The organism is Rhodococcus sp. 14-2483-1-1, from assembly GCF_002259335.1.
Taxonomy (GTDB): Bacteria; Actinomycetota; Actinomycetes; order Mycobacteriales; family Mycobacteriaceae; genus Rhodococcoides.
Map to the genome: position 1 here is coordinate 34,194 of NZ_NPFX01000023.1, position 20,968 is coordinate 55,161.

The 20,968-nt window shown below is 64.0% G+C and carries 23 protein-coding genes; 8 read left to right on the plus strand and 15 right to left on the minus strand.

Translation table 11 applies throughout. The features are described 5' to 3' along the window. The first annotated feature begins 77 nt into the window (after positions 1–77). The 4 genes from CH294_RS23410 to CH294_RS23425 all read left to right on the plus strand — a co-directional run bounded on the left by CH294_RS23410 (position 78) and on the right by CH294_RS23425 (position 3,328). Positions 78–806 (plus strand): amino acid ABC transporter ATP-binding protein, encoded by a 729-nt coding sequence (locus tag CH294_RS23410; protein WP_170944851.1) that lies wholly within the window; start codon positions 78–80, stop codon positions 804–806. A 53-nt stretch (positions 807–859) separates the two neighbouring features. After that, positions 860–1,693 (plus strand): glutamate ABC transporter substrate-binding protein, encoded by an 834-nt coding sequence (locus CH294_RS23415; RefSeq protein ID WP_037173936.1) that lies wholly within the window; start codon positions 860–862, stop codon positions 1,691–1,693. Positions 1,694–1,778: 85 nt separating this feature from the next. Then, positions 1,779–2,456 (plus strand): amino acid ABC transporter permease, encoded by a 678-nt coding sequence (locus tag CH294_RS23420; RefSeq protein ID WP_032377154.1) that lies wholly within the window; start codon positions 1,779–1,781, stop codon positions 2,454–2,456. Further along, complete coding sequence (locus CH294_RS23425) at positions 2,456–3,328, plus strand: amino acid ABC transporter permease (protein ID WP_032377153.1); 873 nt, start codon at positions 2,456–2,458, stop codon at positions 3,326–3,328. Before CH294_RS23420 ends, CH294_RS23425 begins: the two co-directional genes overlap by 1 nt. Before the next feature lie 107 nt (positions 3,329–3,435). Here the strand turns inward: CH294_RS23425 and CH294_RS23430 are convergent, their stop codons facing one another. From CH294_RS23430 to CH294_RS23450, 5 genes are all read right to left on the minus strand, one after another. Next, positions 3,436–3,987: a regulatory protein RecX gene (locus tag CH294_RS23430; protein WP_032403270.1), complete on the minus strand. Its 552-nt coding sequence runs from the start codon at positions 3,985–3,987 to the stop codon at positions 3,436–3,438. A 12-nt stretch (positions 3,988–3,999) separates the two neighbouring features. Further along, positions 4,000–5,037, minus strand: a complete 1,038-nt coding sequence (gene recA, locus CH294_RS23435) for a recombinase RecA (RefSeq protein WP_032377151.1) — start codon at positions 5,035–5,037, stop codon at positions 4,000–4,002. A 197-nt stretch (positions 5,038–5,234) separates the two neighbouring features. Next, entirely contained in the window at positions 5,235–5,426 is a 192-nt protein-coding gene (locus CH294_RS23440; protein ID WP_032377150.1) for a DUF3046 domain-containing protein, read from the minus strand. A gap of 10 nt (positions 5,427–5,436) precedes the next feature. Continuing rightward, complete coding sequence (locus CH294_RS23445; protein ID WP_141216538.1) at positions 5,437–6,609, minus strand: nucleotide disphospho-sugar-binding domain-containing protein; 1,173 nt, start codon at positions 6,607–6,609, stop codon at positions 5,437–5,439. Between the two features lie 72 nt (positions 6,610–6,681). Next, a complete protein-coding gene (locus CH294_RS23450) occupies positions 6,682–7,302 on the minus strand; it encodes a TetR/AcrR family transcriptional regulator (RefSeq protein ID WP_052077669.1) in 621 nt (206 codons plus the stop codon). A 238-nt stretch (positions 7,303–7,540) separates the two neighbouring features. Between CH294_RS23450 and CH294_RS23455 the strand changes: the two genes are divergently transcribed. Next, entirely contained in the window at positions 7,541–8,437 is an 897-nt protein-coding gene (locus CH294_RS23455) for a diacylglycerol kinase (RefSeq protein WP_094739209.1), read from the plus strand. 12 nt (positions 8,438–8,449) lie between these two features. Here CH294_RS23455 and CH294_RS27590 read toward each other — a convergent pair whose 3' ends face one another. From CH294_RS27590 to pgsA, 5 genes are all read right to left on the minus strand, one after another. Beyond that, complete coding sequence (locus tag CH294_RS27590) at positions 8,450–8,623, minus strand: hypothetical protein (protein ID WP_032403626.1); 174 nt, start codon at positions 8,621–8,623, stop codon at positions 8,450–8,452. 99 nt (positions 8,624–8,722) lie between these two features. Continuing rightward, positions 8,723–9,592, minus strand: a complete 870-nt coding sequence (locus CH294_RS23465; protein ID WP_230592484.1) for a hypothetical protein — start codon at positions 9,590–9,592, stop codon at positions 8,723–8,725. Between the two features lie 42 nt (positions 9,593–9,634). Then, complete coding sequence (locus tag CH294_RS23470) at positions 9,635–10,447, minus strand: PspA/IM30 family protein (protein WP_032377147.1); 813 nt, start codon at positions 10,445–10,447, stop codon at positions 9,635–9,637. 144 nt (positions 10,448–10,591) lie between these two features. Continuing rightward, positions 10,592–10,933, minus strand: coding sequence for a helix-turn-helix transcriptional regulator (locus CH294_RS23475; protein ID WP_032403266.1), 342 nt, complete (start codon positions 10,931–10,933; stop codon positions 10,592–10,594). 198 nt (positions 10,934–11,131) lie between these two features. Beyond that, positions 11,132–11,725 (minus strand): CDP-diacylglycerol--glycerol-3-phosphate 3-phosphatidyltransferase, encoded by a 594-nt coding sequence (pgsA, locus tag CH294_RS23480; protein ID WP_052058499.1) that lies wholly within the window; start codon positions 11,723–11,725, stop codon positions 11,132–11,134. Positions 11,726–12,048: 323 nt separating this feature from the next. On the opposite strand from pgsA, the gene CH294_RS23485 reads away from it, so the two are divergent. Next, complete coding sequence (locus tag CH294_RS23485) at positions 12,049–12,567, plus strand: amino-acid N-acetyltransferase (RefSeq protein WP_037151652.1); 519 nt, start codon at positions 12,049–12,051, stop codon at positions 12,565–12,567. A 41-nt stretch (positions 12,568–12,608) separates the two neighbouring features. Continuing rightward, positions 12,609–12,893 carry a YciI family protein gene (locus CH294_RS23490; protein ID WP_032377145.1) on the plus strand — a complete coding sequence of 95 codons (285 nt, stop codon included), beginning with the start codon at positions 12,609–12,611 and terminating at the stop codon, positions 12,891–12,893. Between the two features lie 93 nt (positions 12,894–12,986). On the opposite strand, the gene CH294_RS23495 is transcribed toward CH294_RS23490, so the two are convergent. Together CH294_RS23495 and CH294_RS23505 are read right to left on the minus strand one after the other, a co-directional pair. Then, entirely contained in the window at positions 12,987–15,671 is a 2,685-nt protein-coding gene (locus CH294_RS23495; protein ID WP_170944830.1) for a DNA translocase FtsK, read from the minus strand. A gap of 70 nt (positions 15,672–15,741) precedes the next feature. Beyond that, a complete protein-coding gene (locus CH294_RS23505) occupies positions 15,742–16,365 on the minus strand; it encodes a TIGR03085 family metal-binding protein (protein ID WP_165430212.1) in 624 nt (207 codons plus the stop codon). A 79-nt stretch (positions 16,366–16,444) separates the two neighbouring features. On the opposite strand from CH294_RS23505, the gene CH294_RS23510 reads away from it, so the two are divergent. Beyond that, complete coding sequence (locus CH294_RS23510) at positions 16,445–17,224, plus strand: sulfite exporter TauE/SafE family protein (RefSeq protein ID WP_032403263.1); 780 nt, start codon at positions 16,445–16,447, stop codon at positions 17,222–17,224. A gap of 3 nt (positions 17,225–17,227) precedes the next feature. Here CH294_RS23510 and CH294_RS23515 read toward each other — a convergent pair whose 3' ends face one another. The 3 genes from CH294_RS23515 to thyX all read right to left on the minus strand — a co-directional run bounded on the left by CH294_RS23515 (position 17,228) and on the right by thyX (position 20,849). Next, the gene (locus tag CH294_RS23515; RefSeq protein ID WP_165430211.1) at positions 17,228–19,090 is read right to left on the minus strand and encodes a ribonuclease J; all 1,863 of its coding nucleotides are present in this window, start codon (positions 19,088–19,090) and stop codon (positions 17,228–17,230) included. Beyond that, positions 19,087–19,995 carry a 4-hydroxy-tetrahydrodipicolinate synthase gene (gene dapA / locus CH294_RS23520; RefSeq protein ID WP_032377140.1) on the minus strand — a complete coding sequence of 303 codons (909 nt, stop codon included), beginning with the start codon at positions 19,993–19,995 and terminating at the stop codon, positions 19,087–19,089. The genes CH294_RS23515 and dapA overlap by 4 nt, the downstream gene beginning before the upstream one ends. Before the next feature lie 101 nt (positions 19,996–20,096). Further along, complete coding sequence (thyX, locus tag CH294_RS23525; RefSeq protein ID WP_032377139.1) at positions 20,097–20,849, minus strand: FAD-dependent thymidylate synthase; 753 nt, start codon at positions 20,847–20,849, stop codon at positions 20,097–20,099. Positions 20,850–20,968: the final 119 nt, after the last annotated feature.

A 20,968-nucleotide genomic window follows, 5' to 3' on the forward strand; every position in this document is an offset into this window, starting at 1 on the left:
AACTACGCATAGGGTTTCGACTTATGACGCACGCCACCGACGCGCCGGCATCGACACCCCCGCCGGGCGCACCTTCGATGATCTCGCTCAAATCCGTCGACAAACATTTCGGTGATCTGCACGTTCTCAAGGACATCAACCTGGAAGTGCCGGCCGGTCAGGTCGTCATCGTCGTGGGTCCTTCAGGATCGGGTAAGTCGACTCTGTGCCGAACGATCAACCGGTTGGAGCCGATCGATTCCGGTGCCATCGAGGTCGACGGAGATCTACTCCCCGCCGAAGGAAAGGCTCTTGCGGCACTGCGTGCCGACGTGGGCATGGTGTTCCAGTCGTTCAACCTGTTCGCACACAAGACAATCCTGCAGAACGTCATGCTCGCGCCCATGAAGGTGCGCAAGCAGAAGAAGGACGAGGCAGAGAAGAGCGCGTTGGCTCTGCTCGAACGCGTGGGGATCGCCAACCAGGCCGACAAGTACCCCGCTCAGCTCTCCGGTGGTCAGCAGCAGCGTGTCGCCATCGCTCGATCTCTCGCCATGAACCCCAAGGTGATGCTGTTCGACGAGCCCACCTCGGCCCTCGACCCCGAAATGGTCAACGAGGTACTCGACGTCATGACCTCGCTTGCCAAGGAGGGCATGACGATGCTCGTCGTGACCCACGAGATGGGCTTCGCCCGCAAGGCAGGCGACCGCGTCATCTTCATGGCCGACGGAGCCGTCGTCGAGGACACCGATCCCGAAACCTTCTTCAAGTCCCCCAAGTCCGAACGCGCCAAGGACTTCCTCGGCAAGATCCTCGGTCACTGACCCGCTTCACCGTTCACCCCGTATACCCGAACCGATCCTTAAGGACATTCACTGTGAGAATCACCCGACCGCTTCGCTTCGGTGTCGCCATCGCCGCTCTCTCCATCGTCGCCACCGCCTGCGGCGGCGGCGAAGAAGCCCGCACCATCTCGAGCAGCGCCGAATCCGGCAACCTCATCGTCGGCATCAAGTTCGACCAGCCCGGCCTCGGTCTGCGCAATCCGGACGGCACTTTCAGCGGATTCGACGTCGAGGTCGCCAAGTACGTCGCAGGCAAGCTCGGCGTCGACGAGGCGAACATCGAATTCAAGGAGTCTCCCTCGGCACAGCGCGAGACCCTGATCGAAAACGGCGAGGTCGACTACATCGTCGCCACCTACTCGATCACCGACACCCGCAAGGAGAAGGTCGGCTTCGCCGGACCGTACTTCGTGGCGGGTCAGTCGTTGCTCGTCCGCGAAGACAACACCGACATCACCGGTGCCGATTCGCTCAACGACGGTAAGCGGCTCTGCTCGGTCACCGGATCCACCCCGGCCCAGAACATCGCCGACGAGTACCCCGGCGTGCAGCTGCAGCCGTTCGACACGTACTCCGCGTGTGTGGAAGCCCTGCGCAACGGCACGGTCGACGCCGTGACCACCGACGACATCATCCTCGCCGGCTATGCAGCACAGTCCCCCGGACAGTTCAAGGTGGTCGGCGAGCCGTTCACCACGGAGAACTACGGCATCGGCCTGAACAAGGACGACACCGACGGACGCAACAAGATCAACGACGCCATCGAAGAGATGGTCTCCAGCGGTGCCTGGGAGCAGGCGTTCAACGACACCGTGGGCGCATCGGGCTACCCGCTGCCGACCCCGCCCACCGTCGACCGCTACTGATCGACCCTGTCGTCGTGTTCCGCGTGCGTGTGCACGCGGAACACGACGGTTCGATCTCGCCGAGCCGTGAGGATCAACAAGCACCGTGAACCTATTGAGCAAGTACGGCGATCAACTGATCGACGCGTTCCTCTCGACCATCTACCTGACGTTGGCATCCCTCGTCGGCGCGCTGGTCATCGGGACGATCATTGCCGCGATGCGGGTGTCTCCCATCCCGATCGCACGTGGCATAGCCGCGACGTACGTCACCATTTTTCGTAACACCCCGTTGACCCTGATCATTCTGTTCACCTCGTTCGGCCTCTACCAGACCATGGGTGTCTCCCTCGCGTCGGAGTCGTCGTCGACATTCCTCGACGACAACAACTTTCGCTTGGCGATCCTCGGTCTGAGTGTCTACACCGCGTCGTTCGTGGCCGAGTCTCTGCGCTCGGGAATCAACACTGTCCCGGTCGGTCAGGCCGAAGCGGGCCGATCACTGGGAATGACGTTCACCCAGAACATCTCCATCGTCGTTCTCCCACAGGCATTCCGAGCCGTGGTCGGACCTCTCGGCAGTGTCGTGATCGCACTGACGAAGAACACGACCATCGCCTCGGTCATCGGCGTCGCGGAGGCGTCGTTCCTGATGAAGAACATGATCGAGAACGAAGCCGCGATCTTCGTCGTCGGCGGCATCTTCGCCCTCGGCTTCATGATCCTGACGCTCCCGACCGGGTTGCTGTTCGGCTACATCAGCAAGCGATTGGCGGTGTCATGATGAGTGATGCAGTAGCAGTTCTGTACGACGTTCCGGGTCCGAAAGCGGTACTGCGCTACCGAATTCTGACTGTCGTCGTCGCGATCGTCTCGTTGGGCGTCGCGTTCCTGATCTACCGGGCACTCGACTCCAAAGGTCAGCTGACCGCCGAGAAGTGGGATCCGTTCCTCGAATCGACCACGTGGACCACGTATCTCATACCCGGCATTCAGGGCACTCTGGTGGCGGCAGCGCTGTCGATCGTGTTCGCGCTCGTCCTCGGTGCGGCCCTAGGTATCGGCAGGCTCTCCGACCACCGGGTGGTACGGGTGATCAGTGGCGCATTCGTCGAGGTCTTCCGCGCAGTTCCCGTACTGATCCTGATGATCTTCCTGTACGCGGTGTACGCCGACTACGAGGTCTTCAAGGTCAAGTATCTTGCCTTGGCTGCCGTGGTCACAGGCCTGACTCTGTACAACGGTTCGGTCATTGCCGAAATCGTGCGCGCCGGTGTCAATTCGCTACCGAAGGGTCAACGCGAAGCCGCGTCGGCTTTGGGCATGCGCAAGAGCCAGGTCATGTTGCTGGTTCTGCTCCCCCAGGCCGTCACTGCCATGCTTCCGGCGATCATTTCGCAGATGGTGGTGGCACTGAAGGACTCGGCGCTCGGTTACGTCATCGGGTACGTCGAGGTCGTCCGTTCGGGACAGCAGGTGGGCGCGTTCTACAGCAACTATCTGCCGTCGTTGGTGATCGTGGCTGTCATCATGATCATCATCAACTCGGCGCTGACGAAGCTGGCCACCGTGGTCGAACGTCGTCTGCGTTCTCGTAAGCGCAAGGCGGGGGCGACTGCCGTCGTTCCTGCTCTCGACGGCGGTCAGGCAGCCTGACCTCGGATCGGCTGAAACATTCGGTAATCCTGGACAAGTAAGGCCCGCAACACCGATGGTGTTGCGGGCCTTACTGTTTCTCGACGGCACCGTCTCGAGGTGGACGATCACATCGAGTCGGGGCCGTCGAAGTCTTCGGTGTCTGCACCTGCGCGGTCGAGTTCTTCTTTGACCACCGCAAATGCCATTCCTTGCGAGTATCCGCGGCGAGCGAGCATACCGACCAGCTTGCGGACTACCTTGTCTCGCTCCACACGGGCATCCGGACCACTGGAATCAGGCAGCCTCAGGGTGCGAAATCGCTTGCGTACCAGTTCACCTGCACGCTGGCGCTCGTCGTCGGCGTCGATCAGATCCAATGCGCTCACAGCGAGCTCGTTGCTGACGCCCTTGGTTCGGAGCTCCATGCTCAGCGCGCGTTTGCCCTTGCCCGAATATTTGTGCCGGGATTGGACCCATTGCTGCGCGAAGGACTCGTCGTCGACAAGCTTTGCCTTCTCGAGTCGGTCGAGAACTGCGGCCGTGATCTCGGCAGTGAAGCCCTTCTTCGCAAGATTCGCTTCGAGTTCGTGCCTGCTACGCGCTCGGTCGGTCAGCAACCGAAGGCAGACATCCTTCGCCTGCGCCTCGGTGCCGCCACCCTCGTCTCGCTGCTGCACAGCGACAACAGGTTAGAAGTCGACCGGAGCGACTGCGGGCTCCTCTGCGGTGACGTCCGCGCCGATCTGCAGCTTCTCCATGATCTTCTTCTCGATCTCGTCCCGCACGTCGGGGTTCTCGAGCATGAACTTGCGGGCGTTCTCCTTGCCCTGGCCGAGCTGATCGCCCTCGTAGGTGAACCACGAACCCGACTTACGAATGAAGCCGTGCTCGACGCCCATGTCGATCAACGAGCCCTCGCGGCTGATGCCCTTGCCGTAGATGATGTCGAACTCGGCCTGCTTGAACGGCGGCGCGACCTTGTTCTTGACGACCTTGACCCGAGTGCGGTTACCGATGGCGTCGGTTCCGTCCTTCAGGGTCTCGATGCGGCGGATGTCGAGTCGAACCGAGGCGTAGAACTTCAATGCCTTACCACCGGTGGTGGTTTCGGGAGAGCCGAACATGACGCCGATCTTCTCGCGCAACTGGTTGATGAAGATGACGGTGGTGCCGGAATTGCTCATCGCGCCGGTGATCTTGCGCAGCGCCTGGCTCATCAGGCGAGCCTGAAGACCCACGTGACTATCGCCCATCTCGCCTTCGATCTCGGCGCGCGGCACGAGTGCGGCCACCGAGTCGATCACGAGGATATCGAGTGCGCCCGAACGGATCAGCATGTCGGCGATTTCGAGGGCTTGCTCGCCGGTATCGGGCTGCGAGACCAGCAGAGCATCGGTGTCGACACCGAGCTTCTTCGCGTAGTCCGGATCCAGTGCGTGCTCCGCGTCGATGAAGGCAGCGATTCCGCCCGCCCGCTGAGCACTGGCCACCGCGTGCAAGGCAACGGTGGTCTTACCCGAGGACTCCGGGCCGTAGACCTCGATGACACGACCACGCGGCAACCCTCCGATGCCGAGTGCCACATCGAGCGCGATCGATCCTGTGGGGATGACGGCAATGGGCTGGCGGACCTCGTCACCGAGGCGCATCACCGAACCCTTGCCGAAGTTCTTGTCGATCTGCGCGAGTGCGAGATCGAGCGCTTTGTCGCGATCGTATGCAGCCATCGTGAGCTCCCTGTGTCGTGTCGTTCAGCTGTGTCGTGTCGATCAGCTTTGTCGTCGGTAACGCTAGAACGGGGTACCGACAAGAAGTTTCTCTGGACCGCTCAGCAACCGTTGACACAAGCATAGGGGAACACGTGTTCGAGTCAACTACCACGACGTTCGACACGCCGAGCAAACTCGATCCGATCCGCGGAGCGCTACCAGCGTTCTCTGGGAACGTCGAACTCGTAGCAGATCGAGCGCCACACTTCCCTCGGGTCGACGCCCTCCTCGATGGCCTGAGCCCCGGTTCGTCCGATCCCGGACAGCACATGATCGGTCAACAAAGAATTGCCTCGAACGGAGCCGAACTCCTCGGTGAGCAGTTCACGAAATTCGGTCAGACGCACATCGTCAACCCTAACGTCCCGTCCCTCGCGCGTTCCGAGCGAGGACCTCGTGGCATACCGTCACCGGATCTTCGACGGACTTCGCGCCTGCCGCCGCCACGGCGGCAGCCCTGGCAAATCGCGGATCGGCGAGAACGTCGGCCACCGCGCCGGCGATGGACGTTGCCGTAGGGGGTCGCACGATCACGGCGCTCCCCTGCCGCGCGGCCCGATTCGCCAGTTCCCACTGATCACCGCCACCGGGCACGGTCACCACCGGAACTCCGTGAATGAGAGCTTTGGCCAACATGCCATGACCACCACCGCACACCACCACATCGGCGTGACGCAGAAGCTCGTCCTGCCGACCGAGGCCCGCACTCGCCCAGTTCGGCAGTACATCGGGGACCCCGTCGAGAACCGACGCCACGACCCGAACCCCGGTGCCGTCCAACCCTTTCAGCGCCATCTCGAGCATTCCCTCGGCACCGGTGAACGCCGTCGACGGGGCGACCATCACCAAAGGGGATTCGCCGTCCGGCAGCTCGAGCAGATCGTCGGTCGGCTCCCACAGCAACGGACCGATCACGTGCGCGTCCCCGGGCCAGTCGGGACGCTCCACCTCCAACGCGGGAATGGTGGCAACCAGCCGAGCACTCGGGCCCGGATCCCGGGGCGGGAGCCCGATACTCGTCCTGGCGAGGGAGCGTTGAGTCCGCCCCTGCGCAATCGAGCGTGCCGTCAGCGCGCGCATCACGGTATCGCGCAGCCTGCCACGAAGACCGGTGCCGGGGGCCAAACCACTTCCGATGGGCGGCAACCCTTTCGAGGGTGAATACAGAGGATGGGGCGAGAGCTCGACCCAGGGTGTACCGAGCCGTTCGGCAGCCATGCCGCCTCCTGCGGTCAGGATGTCGGACACCACGAGGTCGACGTTCTCCCGCTCGAGGTCGGGCAACAATTCGGTGGAGACGAACGCCGCGCGAGAGTGGATACGCTGTCCGGCGTCCAGATCGTCGTCCTCCGGTCGCGGTGCCAGTCCGCCCAACGGGAATGCCCGCAGCCCGAGCGCACGGGCGTCGGGCACCCAACGACTTCCGGTGAACAGGACCGGTTCGTCACCGGCCCGACGAAACAACAGAGACAGGGCAATGGCCGGAAACGCATGCCCCGGATCGGGCCCGGCCACCACTGCAACTCGCACCGGCCCAGCGTGCCACACCCGACTCCACGAGCTCGACGCGTGTCGAGGTCACCGCAGGTCAGCGAAATCCCGTCACGCGCTCCGGGGACGCAGATAGGCATCGACCGCGTACGCCATCTGGTGCATCACCTCGGCACCGGGGATGCGCTCGGACACCATCTCGGCGGACTGAACAGCCGACTGCACCATCAACAGCAACATCGTGGCCAACACTGTGGGGTCCCCGGGACGAATCGATGAATCACGTTGTCCCACAACCACCAACGACGTCAGAGTATCGATGATCAACGACTGACTGGTACCGAGACGATGCAGGATGTAGGTAGCGAGCACATCGGAATCGGAACGCAGAATTTTCACGAACAGCGGGTGGATTCGGATCCGATCGGCAGCCTCGCCCACAGCGGTAACGATCTGCTCTCGACCGGACGCGGTCGCGTCGAAGCTCGGAATGAGTGCGCTGATCTCGCGGGTGAGCAGGCTGGACACCACTGCCCGGGTATCCGTCCACCTCCGGTAGACAGTAGGTCTGCTGACCTCGGCTCGTCGGGCAATCTCGGCCAGGGTGGTGCGCCTGACTCCATGCTCGAGGATGCACGATCGGGCCGCATCGAGGACGGAGTCTTCGATCGACTTCTCGGGCGCATCCGTCTCGCATGGATGCGTGGACTGAGACGAGGCAGGACTCGACACCGGTCGCTCGGTCACGTGCCACCCTTCACACTCTGGGCCGAAGATCTGAACCACGGGCCGGATCAAATAATTTCGTTACTGTACCTCACGGCTTCGGTCGCATTCGGTCCTCGATTCAGCGAGAGCATGAATCGGCAATCTACGCCGAAGACTGTCGACGGGGAATAGCGCCGGTCACCGACACGGCAATCGTCAACCCTGGCAAGCTGATCGACGTGACCGACGAATCCGGACGACCATGACCCGATCGGTAACAGTGCTGACCAATCCGACGGCCGGTGGTGGGCGCGCAGCGCAGACCGGTCGGCGTGCAGTGGCACGACTCCGCGAACGCGAAATTCACGTCACGGCCATCGAAGGCCGCACCCCGGGAGACGCGTTGGCATTGTTGAACAGAGCCGTCGACAGCGGAACGGACGCCGTGGTCGCGGTCGGCGGCGACGGGCTTATCAATCTCGTGATACAGGTACTCGCCGGCACCGACACCCCGATGGGTCTGATACCTGCGGGGACCGGAAACGATCTGGCCCGCGTTCTGGGGATACCTCGGGGCGATGCAGTCCGGGCAGCCGACGTCGTCGCCGACGATCTCACGCGAACGATCGATTTGGGTCGAGTGGGTGACCGGTGGTTTGCAACAGTCTTGTCCAGTGGTTTCGATTCCCTGGTCACCGAGAGAGCCGGTCGGCTTCGATGGTTCGGCGGTCCTCTGCGCTACAACGCGGCCATGATTCTGCAGTTGGCCACGCTCGAAAAGCTCTGCTACGTCATGGAATTGGACGATGCCGAACTTCGAGTCGACGCCACGCTGGTCGCCGTCGGAAACGGCAGCTGTTACGGCGGCGGGATGGAGATATGCCCCGCGGCTCGAGTGGACGACGGACTGCTCGACATCACCGTCGTGCGGGGAGTCAGCCGAACTCGACTTCTCAGGATGTCGCCTACCCTCTACCGGGGAACGCACATCGATCTCCCCGAGGTCGACACCTACACGTCGGAGCGGGTCACCCTCAGGTGCGAGGGAATCGTCGCATACGCGGACGGTGAACGCGTCGGCGATCTTCCGGTCACAGTGCAGACCGTACCGGGTGCTCTACGGGTGTTCGTGGCCCGGAATCGCTCGTCGGGAGGGTGAGGGACGGACGAGTCAGAACTTGAGCGAAGGATGGTCGTCGTTCGAGGAGATCGCTTTGTACAGCCACACCAGTCCCAACACGATCGCACCGGCCACAACCAGCCAGAACACACCCTTGATGATGGTGCCGAGTAGCGCGAGTGCGATCCAGATCAGGACGATGAATCCGAGTACTTTCCAGAACATGTGGAACTCCAACCGTATCGACGCGCACCGTGTCGTGTCGCGTACGTCGATCTTGACATCGGTGCGCTCCGAGCACATCGGGGTGAACCCTGAATTGTGTCAGCGGTGCCGCGCCCGAATCCGATCGATCTCGGTGAGTGCCTCGGCCCATCCTTGCAATCGGTCGGTGGCCGACTCGAGCTCGCGGCGGTGGACGTCCACAACCGTCGTCGATGTGAATGCAGCCGGCCCGGTCATGCGTGCAGCGGCCGCGACCAGTTGTTCGTACTGATCGACGCCGGCCGCGAGGTCGGCTGCAGCCGAATCTATTCCGTTACGCAGATGTTCACGTGTGGCGAAGCTGGCTGCCCCTGCTCGTTCCAGAGCGGCGATGTCGACGGCAACACCCTCGAGGCCCTGGGCAGCGTCCGAGGCCACACCGATCGTCTCTTCCACCTCGTCGGTCCCGATCGTCTCGGATCTCGCCAGAATCCCCAACAGCTCGAACAGACTCTTCTCGGCTCCCGCCAGCCGCGCCATCGGTTCGTATGCGGCAGATCCGCGCTGAGGCAACGTGCGCCTGGCCGGTATCCCTACGGGTACGGGCTGGGATCGCAGCCGGCGGAGCCGGGTGACCGCGAACACAGCCGGAACGGCCATGAGCGCGGCACCTCCGCCGCCGACGAACAGCGACCACTCCGGTGCAGACAGCACAGCCAGTCCTGCAGTTCCCGCTGCCGTCGTGCTGGAGGCGGCTCCGAACCGGATTCCTCGTCGTCTGGCTCGACGAATCTTCTTCAGATGCTTGGCCCGAGGGTCTTTTCGACGTCCGGCAGCATCGAACACGGACGTACCGACACTGCGCGCCGACTCCGCCAGAGACCGCACCACCGCGCCCGACTCCGCTACCGCCGCGGTGATGGAGTCCCGATCGAGCGAAACGGCCGGCCGCTTACGCGACCGGCCCGATTCGTGTTCTTTCCTACCCATGCCGAGAGTGGTGTCAGTCGACAGGCGTGTTCGTCCGGACGATCACGCCTGGGCCGGAGGCTCGGGCGTTGCGTTCGGGGACTTGGCGATCGACGGCTTGGCAGCAGCAGAATCGCCGGACGGCAGCGAGTCGCCCGCCATGGACGCGCGAATTTGCTCGAGCCGGCTGTGGCCCGCCATCTGCACCGAAGCCTGCTGGACCTCGAGCATGCGACCCGAGACGGTGTTCTGAGCCAACTCGGCCGAACCGAGAGCATCGGCGTAGCGCCGCTCGATCTTGTCGCGAACAGCGTCCAGGCTCGGAGTGTTACCGGGAGCGGACAGCGTGCTGTCCATCGAGCGCAGCGATTCGCTGACCTTCTCCTGCATCTTCGCCTGCTCGAGCTGGCTGAGCAGCTTGGTGCGTTCGGCGACCTTGGACTGCAGTGCCATTGCGTTCTGCTCGACGGCCTTCTTGGCCTGAGTAGCAGCCTGCAATGACTGATCGTGCAGAACCTTGAGGTCCTCGACGCTCTGCTCGGCGGTCACCAGCTGAGCGGCGAACGCCTCGGCAGCATTGGTGTACTGCGTGGCCTTCTCGATATCGCCCGCTGTGGCGGCCTGATCTGCCAGCGTGACTGCCTGCCGAGCGTTCGCGTTGAGCTTCTCGACCTCGTCCAGCTGCCGGCTGAGCTTCATCTCGAGCTGACGCTGATTACCGATGACGGACGCAGCTTGCTGGGACAGAGCCTGATGCTGCCGCTGCGCATCTTCGATCGCCTGCTGAATCTGAACCTTGGGGTCGGCCTTCTCGTCGATCTTGGAATTGAAGAGCGCCATCATGTATTTCCAGGCCTTGACGAAAGGATTAGCCATGGGGTGGTCCTGCCTCCATCTGTTGCGCCGCGGTGGCCGCGTACGGGTCGGCTGCTCTCGCAGTGACCGGAATGAACCTGTCCGTGCTGAAAAAGTCGGGTGTCTGGTCTGGGTCAGGAGTGGAAACGGAGTACTTTTCCGATCTTAGGCGGCAGCGAGAGCTCTGGCAGCAGGTGCGGGAATCACGACACGGGTATCGCCGTCGATGCGAGTGGCGACGGCCGCCTCGTCGAGTCGAGCGGCTGCGACGGACGCGTCGGACAGTGTCACGCTGACATCGCTCATGACATCCGAGAGCGGGACGGCGAGGGCATCGCAGATCGCGGCGAGCAGTTCGCTCGACGCCTCCTTACGGCCACGTTCCACCTCGGAGAGATACCCCAGGCTCACGCGTGCAGTATTCGAGACTTCACGCAGGGTTCGGCTCTGTGCGACGCGAGTACGCCGCAGACTGTCGCCGAGTGCTTCACGCAATAGCAGCGCCATCTCGCTCCTCCTCGTTGGTGTCCGTGCCGACGGCCGAGCCGTCGAGACGACAACGTTCATATCTCGTTCGTCCGGAGCCGTCATGATGTTCAACGTCCCAGTCGGTCCGATTGGTTCCCGACCCTATATGCCCGTTCACTCCAACACGCGCCGAAGCACCTCCGACACGTTTGCCAAGACTGTAACCCGCCGACGCGTTCACGAGGCGGACACTCCTCGGCGCAGCCGAACGGCCTGCACCACGTAATCGATGCCGGTGTAGACGGTCAGCAGAACCGCGAGAGCCATCAGCGCCATCGCGACCGGATCGACCGCACTCGGCAGCGGGCACAGGTACACCCCGATGGCGAATGTCTGCACCAGAGTTTTGACCTTTCCGCCGCGACCGGCGGGGATCACGCCGTGCCGGATGACTGCGAAGCGCACCGCGGTGATGCCGATTTCCCGCACCCCGATGATCACGGTCACCCACCAGGACAGATCGCCCAACATCGACAGGCCGACGAGCGCGGCACCGATCAGAGCCTTGTCTGCGATGGGGTCTGCCATCTTTCCGAAATCGGTGACCAGACCGTACTTGCGTGCCACCTGGCCGTCGATCCGGTCGGTGATGGCGGCAACAGCGAAGACCGCGGTGGCTGTCAGGCGCCAGGTGGTGTCGTGGCCGTCACCGACGAACAACGCCGCGAGGAACACCGGCACCAACGCGATTCGAAGAACCGTCAAGATGTTGGCGATGTTGAGCAACGGCACCTCGTCGGTCCCACCAGGGGCTGCGTTGCCATGTGGCAAATCCGTGCTGCGCGCACCACTCACGGCGCGGGAGACACCGCTGACCGGGGCACGACCGTTTGCCTCACCACTACTCGACGGGACGCCCTGATCAGGCGCAACGGGCTCGGTCATCGTCGAACTCGCGAGCCGACAGTGTCGAATCCGGCGGCAGGTCCACCCTCGCGCAGTGTCCACCCGCCGAGACGGGGACACAGCTCACTGAACGACACACGAAAAGTTTATCGGTTGCGGTACTGACTACTGTTCACCCCATGACTTCTGGGCCGAATCGGGCGAGTCGCGACACCGCAAATCCCGAATCCGACGCACATTCCGAGACCATGGACCGCCACTCCGCACACGTCGGCACCCTCACCGTGCGTCGTGCCAGGACCTCGGACATTCCCGAGATCAAGCGCCTGATCGACATCTACGCCGGCCGGATTCTGCTCGAGAAGAACCTCGTCACGCTCTACGAAGCCGTACAGGAATTCTGGGTCGCCGAACGTGACGGCGAGGTCATCGGGTGCGGGGCACTGCATGTGCTCTGGGCCGATCTCGGCGAGGTACGAACAGTGGCAGTCGATCCCGCTGCGAAAGGACACGGTGCCGGGCATCTCATCGTCGCCAAACTCGTCGAGGTCGCACGTGATCTGGCGTTGCAGAAAGTGTTCGTGTTGACGTTCGAGGTGGACTTCTTCTCTCGGCACGGATTCGCCGAAATCGACGGAACCCCCGTCACCGCCGAGGTCTACGCGGAGATGTGCCGGTCGTACGACACCGGCGTGGCGGAATTCCTGGACCTGAGCTACGTCAAGCCGAACACTCTGGGCAACACTCGAATGCTGCTGTCCCTCTGACAGAATTCTCGGGACAACCCCCGAATCCGGAAGAGAGCGCAATGCCCCTCATCGCCGTCAGCTACACCTACTCCCCCACCACCACGGACGGCCGCGACACCCATCGCGCAGCCCACCGTGCTTGGCTGGCCGAACTGCTCGAGCAGAAGACGCTGGTCTCGAGTGGCCCCTACGCCGACGGCAGCGGGGCACTGTTGCTGGTCGAGGGGCCGGACGCCGCGACCGTCGAAACACTCTTCGCGCAGGATCCGTTTGCGATCGAGAACCTGATCGAGTCGGCAACGTTCGACGAATGGACTCCGGTCATGGGCACTTTCACGTCCTGATCGCCTTGCTCACTGGCCCACGTGAATGGACCACTGCACGGCCCAGACGGCTGCAGTGGTCCATTCACCCGGCTCGGGAGCCCCTCGGAACCGTCAGAACTCGTCCGAAGCCGGCTGCTCGTCCGGGTCGCCACCCTTGATCGACCACAGCAGACCGTCGAGCTCGTCCGGTTTGACGAGCACTTCGCGAGCCTTCGATCCCTCGCTCGGTCCCACCACTCCGCGGTTCTCCATCAGGTCCATCAAGCGCCCGGCCTTGGCGAAGCCGACGCGTAGTTTGCGCTGCAGCATCGACGTCGAACCGAACTGGCTGGTCACGACGAGTTCGACCGCCTGCAACAGCACGTCGAGGTCGTCGCCAATATCGGGGTCGACATCCTTCTTGTCCGAGACCTTCGCTGCGGTGACGGTGTCGTTGTACTCCGGCTCGGCCTGGTTCTTGGCGAAGTCGACGACCGCCGCGATTTCCTCGTCGGTGATGAACGCACCCTGCAGACGTGTCGGCTTGCCCGCACCCATCGGCAGGAACAGTGCGTCGCCCATACCGATCAGCTTCTCGGCACCCGGTTGGTCCAGGATGACTCGGGAGTCCGTCAACGACGATGTCGCGAAGGCAAGACGCGACGGGACGTTCGTCTTGATCAGACCGGTCACGACGTCGACCGAGGGTCGCTGGGTGGCGAGCACCAGGTGGATACCGGCGGCGCGGGCCTTCTGCGTGATCCGCACGATCGCTTCCTCGACGTCGCGCGGGGCGGTCATCATCAGGTCGGCGAGCTCGTCGACGATCGCGAGGATGTACGGGTAGGGCCGGTAGACGCGTTCACTGCCCAGGGGTGCAGTGATCTCGCCCGAACGGACCTTCTTGTTGAAGTCGTCGATGTGGCGGACCTTGTTGATCTGCATGTCCTGGTAGCGCTGCTCCATCTCCTCGACGAGCCAGGCCAGCGCTGCGGCAGCTTTCTTGGGCTGCGTGATGATCGGGGTGATGAGGTGCGGAATGCCCTCGTACGGCGTCAGCTCCACCATCTTCGGGTCGATCAGGATCATCCGAACCTCGTCCGGCGTCGCCCGCGCGAGCAATGACACCAGCATCGAGTTCACGAAGCTCGACTTACCGGAACCGGTGGATCCGGCCACCAGCAAGTGAGGCATCTTCGCGAGGTTGGCACTGACGAAATCGCCTTCGATGTCCTTGCCGAGGCCGATCACCAGCGGATGGTGATCCTTACGCGTCGATGGCGCGGTCAACACGTCGGCCAGTCGCACCATCTCACGGTCCGAGTTCGGTACCTCGATACCGACCGCGGATTTGCCGGGGATCGGTGCGAGCAGACGTACGTTGTCGGTCGCGACCGCGTACGCGATGTTGCGGGCGAGCGCGGTGATCTTCTCGACCTTCACACCCGGTCCGAGTTCGACTTCGTAGCGGGTAACCGTCGGGCCCCGCGTGAATCCGGTGACCGCGGCGTCGATCTTGAACTGCTCGAGCACCTCCGAGATGGCCTCGATCATGGCGTCGTTGGCCTGGCTCCGCGTCTTGGGCGGGTCGCCGTCGATGAGCAGCGACAACGACGGCAGCGTGTAATCCCCATCGACGACGCGATCGACGACGATCTTGTCGTCCTCGGCTGCCTGCTTCGGTTCGGCCGCCTTGACGATCGGCTTGGGCTTCGGCCGCGCAGGAGCGGCAGGCGCGTCGGGTACCGGCACTGCGGCAGCTGCAGGCGTGATGACCTCGGTGGCGGCCTCCGGGGCCGGGGTCTTACGGGCGCGCGGCGGCTTCGCGACCGGGATGTACTCCTCGGTCGGATAGTTGTCGTACGGGTCTGCGCCGCCGTGCACCGGATAGCCGTCGGCATCGAAGTTGGAGTCGTAGTCGCCATAGCCCTCGTCTCCGAATTCGGACCCGAAGTCGGCCGGGTCGAAGTCCTCGTATTCGTCGCCCCGACTGTCGGTGCCGAACAGCGCACGCATGCGGTCCGGTACGTCGCGCACGGTGGTACCGGTGAGCAGCAGCACTCCGAACAGGCCGGCAAGCAGAAGCAGGGGCACGGCCAACCAGACGGTGAGGCCATCGGCGATCGGACCGCCCGCCACATACCCGACGAAGCCCGCACCCTCGGACCGGCCTGAGGCGTCGGTCGGCGAGCCGGCGGCCATGTGCCACAGGCCGAGGATCGGGAGGCCGAGAAGAATCGAGCCGAGAACCAGCCGAGGCCGCACCTCGGGACGGGGTTCGGACCGCATCAGAACGACCGCGATGCCGATACCGAGAACGGGCGCAACATAACCGGCCTCACCGATGACGGCGCGGATACCCACCTCGATCCATTCACCGACGGGTCCCCCGGCACTGAACCACACGCTCGCGGCAACAACGACGCTGACGGCGATCAGCCCCAGAGCGATTCCGTCCCGGCGGTGTCCGTGCTCGATGTCGGCGGCCTTACCGACCGTCCTGGTCGTGGCACCGACACCTCGTGCCGCCATCGACCATGTGGACGCGATTCCGCGGCCGATCGCGTCGAGCGCACCGCGTGACTTCTTCTTGGTGGGCGGACGCCGTGACGCTGCTCCTCTCGCAGGTCCCTTACCGCGAGACGACGCGCTCGCCCGAGTGGTCGCCGGGTTGCGCGGCGCGGTGGGCTTCTTCGGCGTCGTGACGGTGCGCGCCGTGCGACCGGTGCCGGACTTACGAGCGGTGCCGGACGCGCGCGAAGATCCGGATCCGCTGGATCCGGCCCTGGCGGTGGAGGTGCTGGTCTTTCCTGCCATGCACCCAGGCTAGTCGCAACAGCCCCGTCGAAACCATCCGCAACACCAGTAACAGCGGACAGGATGTGCGTCAGAAGCTCAGATCGAGCGCTTTCACTGCAGCGACGTCGCCCGCCGAACCCTCGAACTCGACCTCCAGCTGGTCTCGACCGAACGCGTAGAGGAGTAGTTCGGACGGCTCCCCCACCACCGTCACACCGGCGCCGGAGCCCCCCTTGAACGTGGCAGCACGGCCGTCCGGAGTGCGAGCGTGCACCGGAATCGGTGCCGAGCGGTGCCCTGCTCGTCCGATGAATCGAACCTGCGGCCACAGACGCTTCTCCACCGCAACCGGAAGATTTCGTCGCGTCCAGCTCCCGGTGGCACGGCGCAGATCTTCGTGGTGGACGAACATCTCGCCGAGGTTGATCAGCGGATCCAGCAGAGCGAACGGCGACCACATCGGCGGACCGGTGCGAACGTCCTCGACCACGGCCGCGAACGGTCGATTCGCGACGGAACGCTGAACCCGCTCCGTGTATCCGGCGAGCGGGGGCAGGAGGATGCCCGGCGACGCGTCGAGCCGTCGTTCACGGACGACGAGGTGGGCGGCCAGATCGGCCGCAGTCCATTCACCGCACAGCGTCGGCGCGTCGGGACCCACGTCGAGAAGGGTCTGAACAAGTTGGGAACGTTCGTCCTGGGCAAGGCTCACGCGCTCCAGGCTACGGCCAGACGGAACCAGCGGCATCCTGCCGCGGGATCCCATCCTTTGTCTGGGTAACCTCCCAACAGTGCCGGTATCGGAAATTCTCGTCATCCTGCTCGCCGGCCTCGGTGCCGGTGCGATCAATGCCGTCGTCGGATCCGGAACGTTGATCACGTTTCCGACTCTGGTCGCGTTCGGGTATCCCCCGGTGGTCGCCACGATGTCCAACGCCATCGGATTGGTGGCGGGAAGCGTCTCGGGCACGTGGGGGTATCGCCGAGAACTGCGCGGACAGTGGCATCGACTGCGCTGGCAATTGCCCGCGTCTTTCCTCGGAGCGCTCGGTGGAGCATGGCTGCTGCTGCACCTACCGGAAAAAGTATTCGCCTCTGTGGTTCCGGTTTTGCTCATCGGTGCTTTGATTCTCGTTGTCGCACAACCGAAAATCCAAGCCTGGGCCAAACGGCGGTCGGAGGCGGCGGGTAAGGCGGCGAACCAGATCGGTCGCGGCCGAATGGCACTGGTCACCATCGGCACTCTGCTGGTCGGCATCTACGGCGGCTATTTCACTGCAGCACAGGGAATTCTGCTCATCGGCGTTATGGGAGCCCTGCTCCCCGAGACGATGCAGCGGATGAATGCAGCCAAGAACTTGCTGTCGCTCGTGGTGAACATCGTTGCCGCAGTTGCTTTCACGATCTTTCGATTCGACGACATCAGTTGGCAGGCCGCCGGTCTGATCGCCGTCGGATCGCTGATCGGCGGTGCCGTCGGAGCCCGGTACGGCCGCCGGCTGTCGCCGGCGGCCCTACGCGGTGCCATCGTCGTCCTCGGCCTCATCGGCGTATGGCGACTGCTCGTCTGATCCCTAGGACTGCGTTTGCGGCTTGACCGCGATGATCGTCGGAACGATCATCGGCTTGCGCCGGTACTTGTCCGCTACCCACCGACCGACGACACGGCGCACGGCCTGCGCGATGCGGTGCGTATCGGACACGCCGTCGGACGCCAGACGCTGCAACTCCGACTCGACGAGTTGACCGGCTTCCTTGAGTGCGGCCGGATCGTCGGAGAAACCGCGACCGGACACCTCGGGTGCGGTCACAGCACGGCCGGTGGCCGAATCGACGGCAACGCTGATCGCGATGAAGCCGCCCTCGCCCAGTACGAGACGATCCGACAGCGTCGAATCGCCGACGTCACCGACCGAGAGGCCGTCGACGTACACGTGACCGACCGGAACCTGCCCGACGATCTCGGCGAGCCCGTCGACCATGTCGACCACCACGCCGTCCTCGGCCAGCACCACGCGGTCCTCGGGTACACCCGTCGCCTTGGCCAGCGCCGCATTGGCGCGCAGATGACGCCACTCGCCGTGCACCGGCATGGCATTGGTGGGCCGTACCGCGTTGTAGAGGTACAGCAGCTCACCCGCCGAGGCGTGGCCCGAGACGTGAACCTTCGCGTTCTGCTGCGTCACGACGGTGGCACCACGCTTGGCGAGGCCGTTGACCACAGCGAACACAGAGTTCTCGTTGCCGGGGATGAGCGAGGACGCCAGCACCACGAGATCGTTGGCCTTGACGTTGATCTGACGGTGCTCGCCCCGAGCCATCCGGGACAGCGCCGACAGCGGCTCGCCTTGCGAGCCGGTGGAGATGAGCACCAACCGGTCGTCGGGAAGTGTTGCGGCAGTGTCGACATTGACCTCGAGGCCGTCGGGCACCCGCAGATAGCCCAGATCCTGGGCGATCTGCATGTTGCGCACCATCGAGCGTCCGACGAACGCGACGCGACGGTTGTACCGCTCGGCGACGTCGATGACCTGCTGGATGCGGTGCACGTGACTGGCGAACGACGCGACGATGACGCGCTGCTTCGCCTTGCCGATGACGGTGTCGAGCACGCCACCGATCTCACGCTCGGGGGTGACGAATCCGGGTACCTCGGCATTGGTGGAGTCGACCAGAAACAGGTCGACGCCCTCGTCGCCGAGCCGCGAGAAGCCGGCCAGGTCGGTCAGGCGACCGTCGAGCGGCAGCTGATCGAGCTTGATGTCACCCGTGTGCAGCACCAGACCGGCATCGGTCCTGATGGCGATGGCCAGTGCGTCGGGGATCGAGTGATTCACCGCGAAGTACTCGCAGTCGAACGGGCCGTGCTGCGTGTGCTGACCCTCGATCACCTCGACTAGGTTCGGACGCAACCGATGCTCACGGCACTTGGCCGCGACGAGCGCGAGGGTGAACTTGGATCCGACGACGGGCAGGTCAGGGCGCAGACGAAGCAGGAACGGGACAGCTCCGATGTGGTCCTCGTGACCGTGCGTCAGGACCACTGCCTCGACGTCGGCCATGCGGTTCTCGATGTGCCGGAAGTCGGGCAGGATCAGGTCGACACCCGGCTGCTGGTCCTCGGGAAAGAGCACGCCGCAGTCGATGATCAGCATCTTGCCCTGGTGCTCGAACACCGTCATGTTGCGACCGATTTCGCCGATGCCACCCAGCGCAACCACACGCAGGCCCTTGTACGGTGCCTTGGGCGGAGTTCCGAGGCGTTGCGTCGGATCGAACTCGCGGCGCGTGTCGGGACGCTGAGTGCGCGCCGAGTTCTGCACCATCGGCTTGCCCTGCCGGGCACCTGACGGCCGGCCCTGTGTGGGGGCCGGCCGCTCGGACGGCGGTCCGGCGTTTCGGGTTGCGCGTCCGCGCGATCGGTTAGGTCGTGTCATACAAGAACTCCTGCCGCCCGCAGCTCTGCTGCGAGCAATTCGATGTGATCGATGCTCGGTGGCACCTGGGGAAGTCGTGGTTCGCCGACATCGATTCCGATGAGGCGGAGGCCGGCCTTCGAGGCGCTGACGCCGCCGAGTCGTGCGACCGAGCGAATGACCGGAATGAGGCTGACGTTGATCGCCTGCGCCCGCGCGATGTCACCCATCATGAAGGCGGTGTGCAGTTCGCGGAGGCGAGCGGGAACGAGGTGGCCGATGACACTGACGAAGCCCGTCGCCCCGACCGAGAGCCAGGGAAGGTTCAGTGGATCGTCGCCGGAATAGAACTGCAGGCCTGTCGAGGCGATCAGTTCCGCGCCTGCGTTCAGATCTCCCTTGGCGTCCTTGACCGCGAGAATCCGGGGGTGCTCGGCGAGTCGGCGCAATGTCTCGGTCTCGATGGGCACGACGGAGCGGGGAGGGATGTCGTAGAGCATCACGGGCAGGTCGGTTGCGTTCGCGACCGCGGTGAAGTGGGCGTACAACCCGGCCTGAGGAGGCCGCGAGTAATACGGGGTGACGACGAGGAGACCGTGCGCACCCGCACGAGCGGCATCGCGGGCCAATTCCACACTGTGCGCTGTGTCGTTGCTCCCGGCTCCAGCGATGATGCGAGCTCGATGACCCACCGCGGCGATCACGGCGCGCAACAGCTCGAGCTTCTCGTTCTCGGTGGTGGTGGGCGATTCGCCCGTCGTGCCGGCCAGAACCAGTCCATCGTTGCCCTGCTCGACGAGGTGATGTGCCAGCCGAACGCCTGCGTCGATATCCAACTTACCGTCCGCCGTGAACGGGGTCACCATGGCGGTGAGCACCGTACCGAACACAGGCGCAACGGAAGGAGCGGCGTCACCGTAGGTCATGGCAGCAGATTACCCGGTGCTTTGCCCACTCTCGCGCAGCGGGACTCCCCGCTGACACCCAGGCGGGTGTACCCGGTTCCGACCCGATCCGAACCTTGCCGCTACACCTCGGTCACGAACGGGCTGCGGGCCACTTCCGTACCGTCCGGCAACGTCGAGATCTCGAAGTCACCGAACACGTCCGGAGCCACTGACACGAGCTTACGCAGACATTCGACGGCGACGCGGCGAATTTCGACGTCCGCATGCTCCGAGGCACGCATCGACACGAAATGACGCCATGCGCGGTAGTTTCCGCTCACCACCACGCGTGTCTCGGTCGCGTTCGGCAGTACCGATCTCGCTGCCTGCCGCGCCTGCTTGCCGCGCAACGCGGCATTGGTGACCGACTCCAACTTGCCCTCCAGGGCACCGAGCAGCTCGGTGTACGCCGCGCGACTGGCCTCCGTCGCGGTCGCGAACAGTGCTTCGAGCTCGGGGTCCCCCTCGATCGCGGGCGGCAGAACGACATTGGCGTCGTGCTCGGGAACGAAACGCTGCGAGAGCTGCGAGTAGGAGAAGTGCCGGTGGCGGATGAGCTCGTGTGTGCACGACCGGGAGATACCGGTGATGTAGAAGCTCACGCTTGCGTGCTCGAGCACCGAGAGGTGCCCCACGTCGAGCAGATGGCGCAGGTACGACGCATTGGTGGCGGTCCGGGGATTGGGTTTGGACCAACTTTGGTAGCACGCACGTCCGGCGAACTCGACCAGAGCCTGTCCGCCGTCCGCGTCGGTGTCCCACGGGATGTCGGCCGGGGGGACGAATTCGGTCCGAGCAACGAGTTGCACTTTCAACGCGACCGTTCGGGGCACCGCTCTACGTTCGATTTCTGATGACACCGCACAACACTAAGTGCGGACCACCGCATTCGGCGACGCGTGACGTCATCACGGATCGAACGACGCCACTGTAGCGCCTTGACTGACGTCAC

What these genes read in the sequence shown, in the direction of transcription:
- dapA (WP_032377140.1), bottom strand. Translation starts at nt 19,995, where the DNA reads ATGACCTACGGTGACGCCGCTCCTTCCGTTGCGCCTGTGTTCGGTACG.
- CH294_RS23425 (WP_032377153.1), top strand. Translation starts at nt 2,456, where the DNA reads ATGAGTGATGCAGTAGCAGTTCTGTACGACGTTCCGGGTCCGAAAGCG.
- CH294_RS23515 (WP_165430211.1), bottom strand. Translation starts at nt 19,090, where the DNA reads ATGACACGACCTAACCGATCGCGCGGACGCGCAACCCGAAACGCCGGA.
- CH294_RS27590 (WP_032403626.1), bottom strand. Translation starts at nt 8,623, where the DNA reads ATGTTCTGGAAAGTACTCGGATTCATCGTCCTGATCTGGATCGCACTC.
- CH294_RS23470 (WP_032377147.1), bottom strand. Translation starts at nt 10,447, where the DNA reads ATGGCTAATCCTTTCGTCAAGGCCTGGAAATACATGATGGCGCTCTTC.
- CH294_RS23490 (WP_032377145.1), top strand. Translation starts at nt 12,609, where the DNA reads ATGCCCCTCATCGCCGTCAGCTACACCTACTCCCCCACCACCACGGAC.
- CH294_RS23485 (WP_037151652.1), top strand. Translation starts at nt 12,049, where the DNA reads ATGGACCGCCACTCCGCACACGTCGGCACCCTCACCGTGCGTCGTGCC.
- CH294_RS23495 (WP_170944830.1), bottom strand. Translation starts at nt 15,671, where the DNA reads ATGGCAGGAAAGACCAGCACCTCCACCGCCAGGGCCGGATCCAGCGGA.
- CH294_RS23455 (WP_094739209.1), top strand. Translation starts at nt 7,541, where the DNA reads ATGACCCGATCGGTAACAGTGCTGACCAATCCGACGGCCGGTGGTGGG.
- CH294_RS23475 (WP_032403266.1), bottom strand. Translation starts at nt 10,933, where the DNA reads ATGGCGCTGCTATTGCGTGAAGCACTCGGCGACAGTCTGCGGCGTACT.
- CH294_RS23410 (WP_170944851.1), top strand. Translation starts at nt 78, where the DNA reads ATGATCTCGCTCAAATCCGTCGACAAACATTTCGGTGATCTGCACGTT.
- CH294_RS23465 (WP_230592484.1), bottom strand. Translation starts at nt 9,592, where the DNA reads ATGGGTAGGAAAGAACACGAATCGGGCCGGTCGCGTAAGCGGCCGGCC.
- recA (WP_032377151.1), bottom strand. Translation starts at nt 5,037, where the DNA reads ATGGCTGCATACGATCGCGACAAAGCGCTCGATCTCGCACTCGCGCAG.